The sequence below is a fragment of the Blautia hydrogenotrophica DSM 10507 genome, from assembly GCF_034356035.1.
Lineage (GTDB): Bacteria > Bacillota > Clostridia > Lachnospirales > Lachnospiraceae > Blautia_A > Blautia_A hydrogenotrophica.
On record NZ_CP136423.1, the window covers coordinates 1 to 16,354 of the forward strand.

General features: G+C 38.4%; 13 protein-coding genes and 1 riboswitch. All 13 genes read left to right on the forward strand.

Annotated elements, in window-relative coordinates; genetic code table 11:
- The 13 genes from dnaA to metK all read left to right on the forward strand — a co-directional run bounded on the left by dnaA (position 1) and on the right by metK (position 16,328).
- On the forward strand, positions 1 to 1,350 hold the full coding sequence (gene dnaA / locus BLHYD_RS00005) for a chromosomal replication initiator protein DnaA (RefSeq protein WP_005952428.1): 1,350 nt from the start codon (positions 1 to 3) through the stop codon (positions 1,348 to 1,350).
- A 289-nt stretch (positions 1,351 to 1,639) separates the two neighbouring features.
- On the forward strand, positions 1,640 to 2,749 hold the full coding sequence (dnaN, locus tag BLHYD_RS00010; RefSeq protein ID WP_005952430.1) for a DNA polymerase III subunit beta: 1,110 nt from the start codon (positions 1,640 to 1,642) through the stop codon (positions 2,747 to 2,749).
- Positions 2,750 to 2,773: 24 nt separating this feature from the next.
- Entirely contained in the window at positions 2,774 to 2,983 is a 210-nt protein-coding gene (locus BLHYD_RS00015) for an RNA-binding S4 domain-containing protein (protein WP_005952432.1), read from the forward strand.
- A gap of 3 nt (positions 2,984 to 2,986) precedes the next feature.
- Positions 2,987 to 4,072 carry a DNA replication/repair protein RecF gene (gene recF / locus BLHYD_RS00020; RefSeq protein WP_005952434.1) on the forward strand — a complete coding sequence of 362 codons (1,086 nt, stop codon included), beginning with the start codon at positions 2,987 to 2,989 and terminating at the stop codon, positions 4,070 to 4,072.
- 208 nt (positions 4,073 to 4,280) lie between these two features.
- The gene (locus BLHYD_RS00025; protein WP_330634490.1) at positions 4,281 to 6,797 is read left to right on the forward strand and encodes a hypothetical protein; all 2,517 of its coding nucleotides are present in this window, start codon (positions 4,281 to 4,283) and stop codon (positions 6,795 to 6,797) included.
- A 63-nt stretch (positions 6,798 to 6,860) separates the two neighbouring features.
- A complete protein-coding gene (gene rsmA / locus BLHYD_RS00030; RefSeq protein WP_005952440.1) occupies positions 6,861 to 7,745 on the forward strand; it encodes a 16S rRNA (adenine(1518)-N(6)/adenine(1519)-N(6))-dimethyltransferase RsmA in 885 nt (294 codons plus the stop codon).
- A 456-nt stretch (positions 7,746 to 8,201) separates the two neighbouring features.
- Positions 8,202 to 9,086, forward strand: a complete 885-nt coding sequence (locus BLHYD_RS00035) for a DUF1002 domain-containing protein (protein WP_050769945.1) — start codon at positions 8,202 to 8,204, stop codon at positions 9,084 to 9,086.
- A gap of 302 nt (positions 9,087 to 9,388) precedes the next feature.
- Positions 9,389 to 10,294, forward strand: coding sequence for a S1 RNA-binding domain-containing protein (locus BLHYD_RS00040; RefSeq protein WP_005952444.1), 906 nt, complete (start codon positions 9,389 to 9,391; stop codon positions 10,292 to 10,294).
- A gap of 12 nt (positions 10,295 to 10,306) precedes the next feature.
- The gene (locus BLHYD_RS00045; RefSeq protein WP_005952446.1) at positions 10,307 to 11,965 is read left to right on the forward strand and encodes a putative manganese-dependent inorganic diphosphatase; all 1,659 of its coding nucleotides are present in this window, start codon (positions 10,307 to 10,309) and stop codon (positions 11,963 to 11,965) included.
- Between the two features lie 33 nt (positions 11,966 to 11,998).
- Complete coding sequence (locus BLHYD_RS00050) at positions 11,999 to 12,586, forward strand: flavin reductase family protein (protein WP_005952448.1); 588 nt, start codon at positions 11,999 to 12,001, stop codon at positions 12,584 to 12,586.
- 96 nt (positions 12,587 to 12,682) lie between these two features.
- Positions 12,683 to 13,192, forward strand: coding sequence for a shikimate kinase (locus BLHYD_RS00055; RefSeq protein ID WP_005952450.1), 510 nt, complete (start codon positions 12,683 to 12,685; stop codon positions 13,190 to 13,192).
- A gap of 235 nt (positions 13,193 to 13,427) precedes the next feature.
- Positions 13,428 to 14,720: a UDP-N-acetylglucosamine 1-carboxyvinyltransferase gene (locus BLHYD_RS00060; protein ID WP_005952451.1), complete on the forward strand. Its 1,293-nt coding sequence runs from the start codon at positions 13,428 to 13,430 to the stop codon at positions 14,718 to 14,720.
- Positions 14,721 to 14,746: 26 nt separating this feature from the next.
- Positions 14,747 to 14,848: riboswitch (SAM riboswitch) on the forward strand.
- 292 nt (positions 14,849 to 15,140) lie between these two features.
- Positions 15,141 to 16,328 (forward strand): methionine adenosyltransferase, encoded by a 1,188-nt coding sequence (gene metK, locus BLHYD_RS00065; protein ID WP_005952452.1) that lies wholly within the window; start codon positions 15,141 to 15,143, stop codon positions 16,326 to 16,328.
- Positions 16,329 to 16,354: the final 26 nt, after the last annotated feature.

The window sequence follows — 16,354 nt, forward strand, 5'->3', positions numbered from 1 at the left end:
ATGAACATAGTAGCTGAAAAATGGGATGAAATACTACAAACCATAAAAATTGACCATGACCTGTCAGATATTTCTTTTGACACCTGGCTAAAACCACTTAAAGTCTACAGTGTGGAAGGAAACATTGTTACTATTTTAGTTCCTTCCGAACAGGTAGGACTAAATTATATCAACAAAAAGTACAAACTTCCTCTACAAGTAACAATTAGTGAACTTACTGGAATCGACAGGTGTGAAGTTCAATTCATTCTTTCTGACGATGTCAAGAAAATAACTTCAAAGAATTTAATATCCAACGATACCCGTTTTGAAGAGGCAAACTTAAATCCCAGATATACTTTCGGTACTTTTGTAGTCGGTAGTAATAACAAATTCGCTCACGCCGCATCTCTCGCAGTAGCCGAATCACCAGGAGAGATTTACAATCCACTCTTTATTTACGGAGGTGTTGGTCTTGGAAAGACACACTTAATGCATTCCATTGCCCGTTTTATATTAGAACATAATCCTGACAGTAAAGTACTTTACGTCACCAGTGAAGAGTTCACCAATGAACTGATTGAAGCAATTCGAAACGGCAATAACACTGCAATGACTCAATTTCGAGACAAATACCGCAATATCGACGTACTTTTAGTCGATGACGTACAGTTTATTATAGGAAAAGACGCAACACAGGAAGAATTTTTTCATACTTTCAATTCCTTGCACAGCGCCAAGAAACAGATTATCATATCCTCAGATAAACCTCCGAAAGATATGGAGATCCTGGAAGACCGAATCCGTTCCCGTTTCGAATGGGGGTTAATCGCAGATATTTCCTCTCCCGATTATGAGACAAGGGTAGCTATCTTAAAGAAAAAAGAGGAAATGGACGGATACGATATCAACGAAGATGTCATAAAATATATCGCCACAAACATTAAATCAAACATTCGTGAACTGGAAGGATCTCTAAATAAAGTAATGGCTTTCGCCAACCTAGAAAAACGTGAAGTCACAGTAGAACTGGCAGAACAGGTACTGAAAGATATTATTTCACCAGATCAACAAAAAATAATTACACCAGAATACATTATTAGTATGGTGGCAGAACATTATGACATCACAATAGACGAAATTAAGGGAAATAAGCGAAACTCTAAAATTGTCATTCCCAGACAAATTGCCATGTATCTTTGTAGAGAAATGATCGACATTCCTCTGAAATCTGTAGGTAAATGTCTAGGAAACCGAGATCACACCACAATCATGCATGGCTGCGAAAAGATAGAACACGAACTCCAGACTTCAGACACAATGAAAAATACCATTGAAGTATTAATGAAAAAAATTAATCCACACCGTTGAACAAGTTATCCACTTTATAGGCTGTATAAAACGTTTATAACTCAAAATAACTGTGTATAAGTTTACTTTCCAATTTTTCATCAAAATTTAGATGAACCCTTTTACACAAACCATTCACAAACTTAAAAATGTTTTTACACACAGTTATCCAAGCCTCAAAAACCCTATTTTTCAGGCTTAAATTGAGTTTTTCACAAATTCACAGCCCCTACGGCGAGGACTACGAACTTCTTCTTTTATATATTATAAAAAAACCCACTTTTTTTCTCAGAAGGGAGTTATTCACACTATGAAAATTATTTGTTCAAAAAGTAACTTATCAAAAGGAGTAAATATAGCACTCAAAGCAGTACCTTCAAAGACAACTATGCCTATTCTAGAGTGTATCTTAATTGATGCAACTGCCAACCAAATTAAATTTGTCACAAATGACATGGAACTTGGAATTGAGACTATGGTAGATGGAACCATTTCTGAAAAAGGAATGATTGCCTTAGATGCCAAGATCTTCTCTGAGATTATACGAAAACTCCCAGATAATGATGTCACAATTCAAACAGATGATAAGTTAAATACTCTGATAACTTGCGAAAAAGCAAAATTTAATATACCTGGTAAATCAGGAGAAGATTTTGTTTATCTTCCGATGATTGAAAGAGATGCTAGTATAACGTTGTCTCAATTCACTCTAAAAGAAATGATTCGTCAGACAATATTTTCAATTGCAGTCAATGAAAACAACAAATTAATGACTGGAGAATTGTTTGAAATCAAAGATAATTATCTAAAAATAGTGTCTTTGGATGGTCACCGTATAGCGATCAGGCGAATGGAACTGGCAAAAGACTATGAAGATAGAAAAATTATAGTGCCTGGAAAAACGTTGAATGAAATCAGTAAAATTCTCTCTGGAGAAGTAGATGATCAAGTAACGATATATTTTACTAAGAATCACATATTGTTTGAGTTTGATCAAACCTTAGTTCTTTCCAGGTTGATTGAGGGAGAGTATTTCAGAATTGATCAGATGTTGTCTAGTGATTATGAGACGAAGCTAAAGATTAATAAGAAAGAGTTTTTAAGCTGTATTGATCGTGCAACACTTTTGGTTCGTGAAGGAGATAAAAAACCAATTATTATAAACATCACAGATACTTCCATGGTGCTTACCATAGATTCTGCTATGGGTTCTATGGATGAAGAAATTGATATTGTAAAAGAGGGAAAAGATATCTTGATCGGATTCAATCCGAAATTTTTGATTGATGCTCTGAGAGTAATTGATGACGAAGAAATCACCATTTATCTGGTGAATCCAAAAGCCCCATGTTTTATTAAAGATGATAAAGGGTCTTATACGTATCTGATTCTCCCGGTAAATTTTAGCCAAGCCAGGTGAAGAACCGCTTGATTTTAGGAGGAAATGATGGAAATTAAGTTGAGAGAAGAATTTATAAAATTGGGACAGGCAATCAAAGCGGCTGGTTTAGTGGAAGATGGAGTCGAAGCAAAGTATGTGATTCAAGAAGGTCTGGTGAAAGTAAACCAGGAGGTGGAAACTCGAAGAGGCAGAAAATTAGTTGAAGGCGATGTGGTCTCATTTGAAGATAATGAGATTAGAATTGTCAGGTGATCTATGTATATTGAATCTGTTCAATTAAAAAATTTCAGAAATTATCAGTCCCTTGAATTGGAATTTGATCAAGGGACTAATATCTTATTTGGAGATAATGCCCAGGGTAAGACAAATGTTTTGGAGGCTGTCTATCTGTGTGGTACGACAAAGTCACACAAAGGAAGCAAAGATAGAGAGATGATTCATTTTGATGAGGAGGAATCCCATATCAGAATGATCGTAAAAAAGGAGCATATTTCTTATAAAATTGATATGCATCTGAAGAAGAATAAGGCAAAAGGCATTGCGATCAATGGAATCCCGATCAAAAAGGCGAGAGAATTATTTGGAATTGTAAATTTTGTATTTTTTTCTCCCGAGGATTTGAATATCATAAAAAATGGTCCGGGCGAGAGAAGAAGATTCTTAGATATGGAATTATGCCAATTGGATAGGATTTATTTGAATGATTTGGCAAATTATAATCGGATAGTAAATCAGAGAAATAAGTTGCTGAAGGATTTGGCGTTTCAGCCTGAGCTTCAGGATACCATGGATATTTGGAACCAGCAGTTAGCTAGTCACGGGAAGAAGATTATAGAAAAGCGTTATTCTTTTGTGAAAGAGTTGAATGAACTGATTCAAAAAATTCATCAAAATCTGACTGGCGGAACAGAAAAATTAGAGGTTACTTATGAGCCAAATGTAGAAAGTAATAATTTTGAAGGAGAGTTGCAGCGTCAAAACAGGAGAGATATGCAGCTTAGAACGACCACAGTCGGCCCTCATAGAGATGATCTGTGTGTGACAGTCAACGGAATTGATATTCGCAGATATGGTTCTCAGGGACAGCAGAGAACTGCAGCGCTTTCTCTGAAATTGGCGGAAATTTATCTGGTTAAAAAGTTGATAAAGGATACGCCAGTACTTCTATTGGACGATGTCTTGTCAGAGCTTGACCGTAATAGACAGAATTACCTTTTAGACAGTATCCATGATATACAGACTTTGATAACTTGTACTGGACTGGATGATTTTGTAAACCATCAATTCCAGATAAATAAAGTTTTTAAAGTAATAAAGGGAAATGTTTATCTGTTTCATTAATCCAATAAAAACTATAAATATAGTTGTGTGGATGGGCGCCTTTTCATGAGTAAAACGGTGGAGCCAGGCATAATAAGCGTGCAGTACAGTTTTACAAAAAGCGCTGGCTGAACTGTTACTAATTGGGAGATTAAGGGAGAGAAAGAATTTTGACAAGGGTAATGGCGTATGATAAACTGGGTTTAATTATGGAAAGTTGGTGAATGCGTTGGACAAAGAAGAATTTCGGATAAAACTAGAAGAAATCAATAAGCTGATTGAAAAAAAAGATTATGAGAGTGCCATGGATATTGTGGATAGTATTGATTGGCGTAAAGTGAAAAATATCCGTACGCTCTGTGTCGTGGGTGAGATTTATGCTGCCAATAAAAGATATGAGGAAAGTAAGGAAATCTTTCTCCTTGCTTACCATCGTGCGCCCATAGGAAAAACGATACTGTACCGTCTGATAGAAGTGTCGCTGAGGATGGGAGATGTAAAAGAGGCAGAAGAATTTTATGAGGAGTACAAAAATATTGCTCCAAAAGATACAAGCTGTTATGTCCTTCAATATAAAATTCTGAGAGTGAAGAAAGCTCCGATAGAAAAGCAGATTGAAATTCTTGAGGAGTATAAAGAAAAAGAATTTACAGAGAAGTGGTCATTTGAACTTGCAAAGCTCTATTATAAAATCGGAGAGAGAGAAAAGAGTTTGGAAGTTTGTGATGATTTAATACTCTGGTTTAGTGAAGGAAAATATGTGACAAAGGCCTTAGATCTGAAATTAAGGATGGGGGCTATTTCTCAGAGTGAGAGAGAAAAATATGAGAAACAATTTATACCAAAACTGATTACTCCAGAGGAGGCAGCGGTGGTCAAAGAGGAAGTGCAGGATGCTCAGAGTGAAAATTCTGAGGAAGAGCTTTCTGTGAAGGCCGGCGAGATTGAAAAAATCAAGATCAAACAAGAGGCTGCCAATGCGGGAGTTGGAGGAATTGTTGAGACTACGGGAGTTCTTCAAGAAAAGATTGCCAAAGGCATCAAGGATATTTTCTCAGGAATCCATAAAGAAAGAAAAGAAGAAGAGCTTTTTGATCAGAGGTTGGAAGAAGATAGTCAGGTAAGTGATGAAACTTCTGAACTTGAACAGGAGATGAAGCCACAGGAAGTAGTCGACGATATTGAAAAATCCGTAGATGTTGAAGAAGCACCGCCGCTGGAATCAGAAAAACTTCTGGAAGAACAGCAAAAAGAGGAAGAAAATTTCATAGAAAAAACAGAAGATTCTGAGGAGAAGCCTGATATATGGAATGAGCCATTAAAGATGCCGGAGTTAAAAATTCCGGATAGGATAAAGCTTTCGAATCAAATCGAAGCGCCGAAGGCCAAAGTGATTCCAGAATTTGTTCTTCCTACGGATGAGGAATTAGCAAAGCAGCAGGAAGAACAAAAAGAAGAAGAGAGTAAAGACTTAAATCTTGAGGATATGATTCTTGCAGCAGCCAGCGAACAGGGAATTGAGGTTCCAGAGGACTATGAAGATGCTGTGAAGAAAGAGACTGTGGATGAGGAAGAATTGTCAGAGTTCTCTGACATGGATTCTTCTGAAGAAGAGACAGTAGAAGAAACGGTAGAGGCAGATGTTGAACCGGAACAAGAAGTGTTTGCAGGGCGTGAAAAAGAGAGTTATGCGGATAAGCCAGAATCTGAGGATTATGAAGAATCAGATTTAGAAGACGACGGACTCGAACTGGAGCAATTTAACTTAGATGAAGAATTGAGTAGAGAGAGAGAAGAATTTGTAGCTTCTCTGGAAGTTGATGACAGTGAGGAAGAAACCGAAAAAGAGGATTCTCTGGTAGTTGAAGCCTCAAACCAAGATTTAAAAAGGGAGCCTCAAGATTGGGACAATGAAAATAACAGGGAAGAAGATATCGAGGTTCTAGATGACATTCTTGTAGATACAGATACGGAGATTGTGCCAAGAAAGATGGCTTTTGATGATGAGGAAGAGAAACTGTTCACGTATTTTGTAAAAATACCGGGAATGAAGGAACAGATTTTGGATGCATTGTTGGATGTACAGCTTTCAGCAGCCGATAAGACTTCTAAGAGTGGAAATGTCATTGTCATGGGAAACAGGGGCTGTGGTAAGACCAGATTAATTCAAGGGTTTGTGCCTGCGGCTTGTAGGGAGCTGAATTTAAAGGCCGTAAAAGTAGCTTATGTCTTTGGTGATGAATTAAATGGGCAGGATATTGCAAAAGTAGTGGACAAATTATCCGGTGGATTTTTGGTAATTGAGCAGGCAAATCAGCTGAGTGCAGATACCGTAGAGCAGTTGAATAAGGCAATGGAATTTAGGACAGACGGTCTGACAGTTATCATTGAGGATGAAAAGATTGGCATGCGCAAACTGATAGCAAAGTATCCGAAGTTCGCGGCAAAGTTTACTTCTATGGTCAATATTCCGGTGTTTACAAATGATGAATTGGTGGCTTTTGCAAAGATTTATACGAAAGAAAATGGGTATGTGATCGATCAGATGGGAATTTTGGCGTTGTATAATCTGATTGGTGATAATCAAAAAGAAGATGAGCCGATGACGATTCAGGCTGTGAAAAAAATGGTGGATGCTGCGATTGAGAAAGCTGAGAGTGGAGCGAGGAAGCTGACAAGGAATCTTTCAAAGAAACGGACGGATGTAGAAGGAATGATTGTCCTGTATGAAAAAGATTTTAGCTGAAAAAGTTTCTTAAATTTCGTGATAGCAGAATGATACATAAAACGAAAAAAGAGGGGAAAATTTATGACCAAGCCTTATTTGGGAGATCCGAAAAATACAATTGAGATATTAAAAAAGTATGATTTTGTCTTTCAAAAAAGGTTTGGTCAAAATTTTTTGATTGATACTCATGTTTTGGACAAGATTATACGGGCATCAGATATTCAGAAAAGTGATTTTGTCTTGGAGATAGGTCCTGGGATAGGAACAATGACTCAGTACTTAGCAGACGCAGCCAGAGAAGTAGTGGCGGTGGAAATTGATAAATCTCTGATTCCGATTTTGAAAGATACTCTGAGTAGTTACAGCAATGTGACTGTCATCAATGAGGATGTTCTCAAAGTAGATATCAGAAAAATTGCAGAAGAACGAAATGAGGGAAAGCCCATAAAAGTTGTCGCGAATCTCCCGTATTACATTACAACTCCGATAATTATGGGATTGTTTGAGAAAAAAGTGCCCATTGAGTCTATCACGATTATGGTGCAGAAGGAAGTAGCTGACCGGATGAAGGTTGGTCCTGGTACGAAGGACTATGGGGCTTTATCCTTGGCAGTACAGTATTATGCGGAACCTAAAATGATTGCAAATGTGCCATCCAACTGTTTTATGCCCAGGCCAAAGGTGGGAAGTGCTGTGATACAATTACTTCGGCATGAGAAGCCTCCTGTAGAAGTGGACGACGAATCTCAGATGTTTGCAATGATCAGAGCATCCTTCAACCAAAGAAGAAAAACCTTGGTAAATGGACTAAAGAATAGCAGAGAGTTGAACTTGCAGAAGGAAGAGATTGAGGAGGCATTGACAGCTTGTGGGCTTTCATTGAATGTGAGAGGAGAAATGCTGACCCTGAAGGAATTCAGCGATCTGAGCAATTTTTTAGTGAGAAAACGTAATGTTTCAACATAGAAATAGAAAAAGAGACTGCTGTATGCGATGGTCTAGGCAGTCTCTTTTTCTATACGTTTCTATATTTTTAAAGGAAGGAGAGTCGGTTGTTTTAAACAACCGACATATGAAAAAGAAATTATAAAAATAATTGGTTGTTATTATTTTTATGGTCTTAGTATATCCATAAATTATGTTTAAATAATGATGAACTTGTAAAGAAAAGATGAACGAATGGAGAAAAAATTGTGAATCGTAAAAAATATATAAAATTGTAAAAAAAATAGTGATTTTAAACAAAAAAATTAGAAAATTTTTAGATTTTATTTAGAGCTTATGGGGGTATAGTGTGATAGAATAAGAGATAATTTGAAAAATCTAAGAGTTACAGAGAGGAATGGAAACTATGTTATAATCATTCAGTACAAAAAAATCAAATATACTATGAATAATCTTATTGAGAAAAGAGGAATGACTATGAAAAGAAAAAGATGGTTGTCTGCATTGATAGCGGTAATCATGGTTATGATGCTTCCATGTTCTGTAATGGCAGCACAGGAAACCAAACCGTATCTTTCTTTAGGAGCAGATTTAAATGATACGGAAAAATCAGCAGTTTTGGAACTATTAGGTGTAAAAGAGTCTGAGTTGGGAAACTATACAGTCATTAATGTCACGAATGCAGATGAACACAAGTACTTGGACGCTTATTTGGACAAAAAAATAATCGGAAGCAGGGCACTCTCCTCGGTGAAAGTAGAACAGACTGCTGAGGGAAACGGTATTCGAGTGACTACAAAAAATATATCATATTGTACCACTGAGATGTATCAAAATGCATTGGCTACAGCTGGAATAAAAAATGCGGATATTATAGTTGCAGGTCCTTTCAGTATATCGGGAACAGCAGGGTTAGTCGGAGCGATTAAGGCATATGAGACAATGACTGGACAGAAGGTAGACAGCGACAATGTCGATACAGCGACCAATGAGCTTGTAGTGACTAGTAATTTAGGAGAGACTTTAGAGGACCCGGAGAAAGCTGCGGAATTGATTGCGTTTATCAAGAATGAAGTAGCTTCTCAGAATTTGACGGATGATCAGATCTCAGAGTTGATCAATCAGGCATCAGAAGAATTTGGAGTAACTCTCTCAGAAGAAAATAAACAGAGTATTTTGGAGCTGATGAAAAAGATAGATGATCTTGACCTGGATGTGAATCAGCTGAAAGATCAGATTAGTAATCTATATGATAAATTGGACAGCATGGGAATACATATAGATTTAGACAGTGAAGAAGTACAAGGATTTTTTTCAAAGATTGTGGAATTTATTAAAGACTTTTTAAATCGTTTGGGATAGAAAGACGAATACTATATCAAAAAGTGGAGTGTTTTATGAAAAAAATTGTGTAATTAAACTAAAATTAATACTTTTTTTATGAATTATTCATATATTATTGTTATAATAAATTTGTTTTAAATATTTAATTTTGTTTAGCGTAATGTTTTCATTACACATATAAATTTTTTCATAATAATTGCCCTGGTAGTTACCTGCCAGGGCACTCCTCATTTATAGGGGATTTAGGGTATGCGAACCAGATAATATGTGCTAGAATATATGTACAATATTGTTAAAATTTGAAAGGTCGGGTGTATGATATGACAGAGACAATGAAAGATTATGAGAAAGAACTAGAAACCTCCTTTCAGGAGATTGAAGAGGGAGAGATTTTAACCGGAACAGTAATCGGGATCACAGACAAAGAGGTTACTCTGGATTTAAAGTATTACACAGAAGGAGTCATCCATGTGGAAGATTTTAGTCGTGAGCCGGGATTCCATGTAAAAGATGAGGTACATACAGGTGATGAGGTATCAGCTATGGTGATGAGTAAAGATGATGGAAATGGAAATATTTTATTGTCAAAGGTCGAAGCAGACGATGTATTGGCATGGGAAAAACTGAACACATTAAAAGAAGAACAGACAGTTTTGGATGTTGTGATAAAAGGTGTCGTTAAGTCTGGAGTTGTAGCTTATGTGGAGGGAGTGAGAGGCTTTATTCCTGCTTCAAAGCTGAGCTTAAGTTATGTGGATAATTTGGAGGAGTATCTGAATAAGCCAATTCAGGTGAGAGTGTTTGAGGTAGATAAAGAAAAGAAACGGCTGATTTTATCCGCCAGAGAAATACTGAAGGAAAAAGCAGACGAGGAGAGAAAAGCTAAAATCTCCAATGTGGAGGTTGGTCTGGTGACAGAGGGGATAGTGGAAAGTCTTCAACCATATGGAGCTTTTATAGATCTGGGAAATGGATTGTCCGGTCTGGTTCACATCTCACAGATCAGCGAAAAGAGAATTAAGAGTTGTTCTCAGGTTCTTGCGGTGGGTGATAAAGTAAAAGTAAAGGTTATCGCGATTAAGGACGGAAAACTGAGTTTGAGTATGAAGGCTTTGGCTGATGTCGCTGCAAAAGAGATTGAAGAAGAGGTTTATGAACTTCCAAAAGCTGGAGAGGCGACTACTTCTTTAGGAGCGCTGTTTGCAAATATCAAGTTAGATCAGTAAAAAGGAAATAGTATGAGAGGTCAGAAGAGAGTATATATTATTGGGCATAAAAACCCCGATACAGATTCTATTTGTTCTGCGATTGCTTATGCAGATATCAAGAACAGGACCACGTCCGGCAAAGTGAAATATGTAGCCAGAAGAGCAGGGCAAATCAACGAGGAGACACAGTATGTTTTAAATCGTTTTGGAATTGAGGCGCCTCCCTATCTTGGAAATGTGGGAACACAAGTAAAAGATATGGATATTAGGACGAGTCCTGATGTAAATAAACATATGCCTGTGAGAAATGCATGGAATCTGATGAGAGAGAATGGGATTGTGACGCTTCCAATCAAGGATGAAAACGGTACATTGGAAGGGCTTATCACCATTGGGGACATTGCACAGAGTCTTATGTGTGCGGACAATTATACTCTAGGAAAAGCAAGGACACAGTATTTGCAGATTGCACAGACTTTGGATGCAAGGGTCGTTGCTGGGGATGAAGAAGGTTACTTCGAGAATGGAAAGGTCTTGGTGGGAGCTCTCCATCCAGACAGAATGAAGGAGTATATAGGTGCTGGTGATTTGGTCATCTTAGGAAACAGAGAAGAAGATCATCTGAAAGCACTGGAAGAAAAAGCCAGTTGTCTGGTTATTTGTTTGGATTCAGAGGTGAGTGAAAGAGTTCTGAAAGTTGCTAGGCAGCAGAAAGTGACAATTATTGTGACTCCTTTTGATACGTTTACAGTGGCTAGAACCATTAATCAGAGCATCCCTTTGAGGTACTTGATGAGGACTGAGAATCTGGTTACGTTTCATACTGAGGATTTCACAGATAGTATCCAGGACGTGATGGTTAAGAATAGACACCGTGCCTTTCCGGTCATCAGTAAACATGGAAAGTGTATTGGTACGATTTCCAGGAGAAATTTTTTGGGAATGCACAAGAAAGAAGTGATTTTGGTAGACCACAATGAGAGAAGTCAAGCGGTAGATAATATTGATAGTGCTCAGATTTTGGAAATTATTGATCATCACAAGTTAGGAAATATTGAGACAATGGCTCCGGTTATGTTTCGAAATCTGCCGGTGGGATGTACGGGTACGATTATGTACCAGATGTACAATGAAGCGAGATTAGAGATTACTCCTCAGATAGCGGGACTTTTATGTGCAGCTATCATCTCAGATACGTTGATGTTCCGATCACCGACTTGTACGATACATGACAAGATGGCAGCAGGTGCTTTGGCTTTGATCGCAGATATTGAGATTGAAAGTTTCGCAAAAGAGATGTTCCATGCTGGTAGCAGTCTGAAAGATAAATCGTCAGAGGAAATTTTCTATCAGGATTACAAGAAATTTATCTCAGGAGAACAGACTTTTGGGGTTGGACAGATCAGTTCCATGGAAGCGGAAGAGCTTGGAAGAATCAAAGAAAAATTGATTCCATTTATGAAAAGTGAATATGGTCGAAATGGGGTATCCAGTGTGTACTTTATGCTGACCAATATTTTGGAGGAATCTACAGAATTAATATTCTACGGGGAAAACTGCGATAACCTGCTAGAAGAGGCTTTTCATGTGAAGGCCCAAAATAGAAGCGTAATATTGCCAGGTGTTGTCTCCAGAAAGAAACAGTTGATTCCGGCTTTGATGGAAGCAATGCAGGATATTTATTCTTGATGCTGTGAAAAAAGAGAAGTCAGAGGAGTATTTATGGGAAAACAGACTTGGAAACCTGGAAATATGCTGTATCCTCTTCCAGCAGTGATGGTTACTGTGGCAGATTCTGAGGGCAAAGATAATATTATAACTGTTGCGTGGGCGGGAACCGTGTGTACAAACCCGCCCATGGTGTCTATTTCTGTGCGCCCTGAGAGATTTTCTTATGCTATGTTAAGGCAGACAGGGGAATTTGTTATAAATTTGACGACAGAAAAGCTTGCCTATGCCACAGATTACTGTGGTGTAAAATCTGGAAGAGATGTAGATAAATTTGAAAAATTAAAATTGACAAGAGAAAAAGCTGATTTTGTTAAGGGTCCTATGATTGCGGAATCTCCCGTATCAATAGAATGCCGTGTAGCAAAAGTGGAAGAGTTAGGTTCACATCATCTTTTTTTGGCTGAAGTGGTGGCAGTTCATGCAGATGAGGAATATCTCGATGAGACGGGAAAATTTCAATGGAATAAGACAAGGCCTTTAGCTTATTCTCATGGAGAGTACTTTGGTTTAGGAAAAAAGATAGGAAAATTTGGCTATAGTGTGCGCAAAAGAAGGAAAAAAGAGAGGGATAAGAGATAACAGAGAGATTTAATAGTTGAAAAGAAGAATTCAAAATGCTATAATGCTACATTGAACTTAAAGAAATTTGTTTAAATTAAGGGAACATAGGATTCTATGAACAATATTATACTAATTGGAATGCCAGGTGTAGGAAAAAGTACACTTGGAGTCGTTCTGGCTAAAGTTCTTGGTTTTCAATTCATAGATGCAGATCTATTGATTCAAGAACAAGAAAGAAAGAAACTTCATCAGATTATCAAAGAGGTCGGAATCAATGGATTTATGGAAATTGAGAATCAAGTTAACGCTTCTATTGAAGCAGAGAGGTCTGTGATCGCCACAGGAGGGAGTGTGGTGTATTGCCGGCAAGCTATGAGTCACCTCAAAGAGATTGGAACGGTTGTTTATCTGAAAGTTTCCCTGAGTACCTTGGAGAAGAGGCTTGGAAATCTAAAAAGGAGAGGCGTTATTCTAAAAAAAGGACAGACATTGAAGGATTTATACGAGGAAAGAGTACCACTTTATGAGAAGTATGCGGATGTTGTTGTGGATGAAAAAGGAAGAGATCTAGAGGAATGTCTACAGTTACTTTTGGAGAAATTAGATACTGAAGTTGAAGGGTAGAACGTTACTGTGAACGGAGTGAACAGTAACACAAAAATGAGGCTCGTGTAAGTAGAACAGTTGTTTTGATTTACAAATGTAAAAAAATGTTATAGAATATTCCAAAAAGTAAATATTTTATGACATGGCTGTAAACAAGTTGAGACTGAATTATTAAGCGTTTTTTATAAAATCAGCCAGGTGAAAATTAGACGATGCCTTCAGAGGAGTTAATAAATAAACTTAGAGGTGTGTTATGGAACAGTATGTAATTAAAGGCGGAAATCCTTTAGTTGGTGAAGTAGAGATTGCCGGAGCTAAAAATGCAGCGTTGGGAATTCTTTCAGCAGCTATTATGACAGACGAGACTATTTTGATTGAGAATCTCCCGGACGTCAGAGATATCAATGTGTTATTGGAAGCTATTTCTGGAATTGGCGCACAGGTGGAGAGAATCAATAGTTCTACAGTAAAAATTAACGGTTCGACGATTTCAGATGTCAGTGTTGACTATGAATACATCAAAAAAATTCGTGCTTCTTATTATTTGTTGGGAGCTCTGCTGGGAAAATATAAACACGCAGAGGTACCTCTTCCGGGAGGCTGCAACATTGGAAGCCGTCCGATTGATCAACATTTAAAAGGTTTTCGTGCTCTAGGTGCGACCGTAGAGATTAAGCATGGAGCGATTGTGGCCAGAGCTGAGAATATGCATGGAAGTCATATCTTTTTGGATATGGTATCAGTGGGAGCTACGATCAATATTATGATGGCAGCAGCTATGGCTCCGGGCAGAACAATTATTGAGAATGCGGCGAGAGAGCCTCATGTCGTGGATGTCGCAAACTTTTTGAACAGTATGGGTGCGAACATCAAAGGTGCGGGTACCGACATTATACGTATTAAGGGTGTAGAAAAACTACATCGTACGGAATACGCAATTATACCAGATCAGATTGAAGCAGGCACTTTCATGTTTGCGGCGGCGGCTACAAAAGGCGATGTGACGGTTAAAAACGTGATTCCAAAACATCTGGAGGCGACGACTGCGAAGTTAGAAGAGATTGGATGTCAAGTGGAAGAATTCGATGACGCGGTTCGCATCGTGGCGAACAAAAGATTGACTCGTACTCACGTGAAGACTCTTCCATATCCGGGATATCCCACAGATATGCAGCCACAGATAGCGGTCACACTAGCTTTGGCCAAGGGTACAAGTATTGTGACAGAAAGTATTTTTGAAAATAGATTCAAATATGTTGACGAGCTGTCCAGAATGGGCGCCAATATAAAAGTGGAGGGCAACAGTGCAATTATTGATGGAGTGGAAGGATTGACTGGTGCCAGAGTCAGCGCTCCGGACTTGCGAGCAGGAGCGGCTCTTGTGATTGCAGGATTGGCAGCAGAGGGCATAACGGTAGTGGATGATATTGTGTATATTCAGAGAGGCTACGAGAGATTTGAGGAGAAGCTGAAGAGTCTTGGGGCGGAAATCGAGAGGGTTACTACAGAAAAAGAAATTCAGAAATTCTGCCTTCAAGTAGGATAACATATTTGGGAATAATGATAGTTTTTCTCTTATTCAGAGTGGTGGAGATATTAAGGATCAGTGAAACCACGGCAACCCCTGACAAAAGGAAGGTGCCAACCTGAGCGAAGAAATTCGAACAATAAGAGGATTTGATAAGATAATCTATTGAGTCCATCTTATGATGGACTCAATTTTTATTTACTAGGAAAATCCGTTGGATTTCCTAGTAAATAAAAGCCCTCCGGGCAGGATGCGCAGGCCGCAATAGGGTAGTTCACCGCAAAGCGGTGTTGCGGCGGCGAACAAAGTGAGCTGCACCCTTCAAAAACGGAAGGGATGGGGGAGCTGAAGTGGGCTTGCCTACTTTGTTACTAGGAAAATCCGTTGAATTTCCTAAGATCAAAAAAAAACTGAAAAATATCAAGAGGAGAAAGAAAGATGGAAAAAATTTTATTTACTTCTGAATCTGTGACCGAGGGACATCCAGATAAAATGTGCGATCAGATTTCTGACGCAATCTTAGATGCATTGATGGAACAGGACCCTATGAGTCGTGTGGCGTGTGAGACTTGTACCACTACAGGATTAGTACTTGTTATGGGTGAGATCACAACGAAAGCCTATGTAGACATTCAAAAAATAGTCCGTGATACAGTACGAGAAATTGGCTATACCAGAGGGAAATTTGGTTTTGATGCAGATACCTGTGGTGTGATCACTGCCATTGATGAGCAGTCCTCAGACATTGCTATGGGTGTGGATAAAGCTTTAGAGGCAAAAGAAAACCAGATGACAGATACGGATTTGGATGCGATTGGAGCAGGAGATCAAGGGATGATGTTTGGATATGCCTCTAATGAGACAGAAGAATACATGCCTTATGCGATTAATATGGCACATAAGCTTGCGCGTCAGCTGACAAAGGTACGTAAGGATGGTACTCTGTCGTACTTAAGGCCTGATGGTAAGACTCAGGTGACTGTGGAATACAGTGAGGATGGAAAGCCGATTCGTCTGGATGCAGTGGTATGTTCTACCCAACATGACCCTGATGTGACACAGGAACAAATTCACAGGGATATTAAAAAGTATGTATTTGACCCAATCATTCCAGAAGAAATGATTGACAGTGAGACAAAACTGTTTATCAATCCCACGGGCCGTTTTGTAATTGGCGGACCTCATGGAGACAGCGGTTTGACAGGCAGAAAGATTATTGTGGACAGTTACGGTGGATATGGACGTCACGGAGGCGGAGCATTTTCTGGAAAAGACTGCACAAAGGTAGACCGTTCTGCGGCGTATGCAGCTCGGTATGTGGCTAAAAATATTGTTGCAGCTGGACTGGCAGATAAGTGTGAGATTCAGCTCTCTTATGCGATAGGAGTGGCACATCCGACTTCTATCAGCGTGGAGACTTTTGGAACAGGAAAATTAGAGAGCACAAAATTAGTTGAAATTATCCGTGAGAATTTTGACTTGAGACCTGCTGGAATTATCAAAATGTTGAATCTGAGAAGACCGATCTATAAACAGACAGCCGCATATGGCCATTTTGGAAGAAACGATTTAGATCTTCCATGGGAAAAATTGGATAAGGTTGATATTCTTAAAAAGTATTTATAAAAAATTAAGAGACTCCAAATACCGTA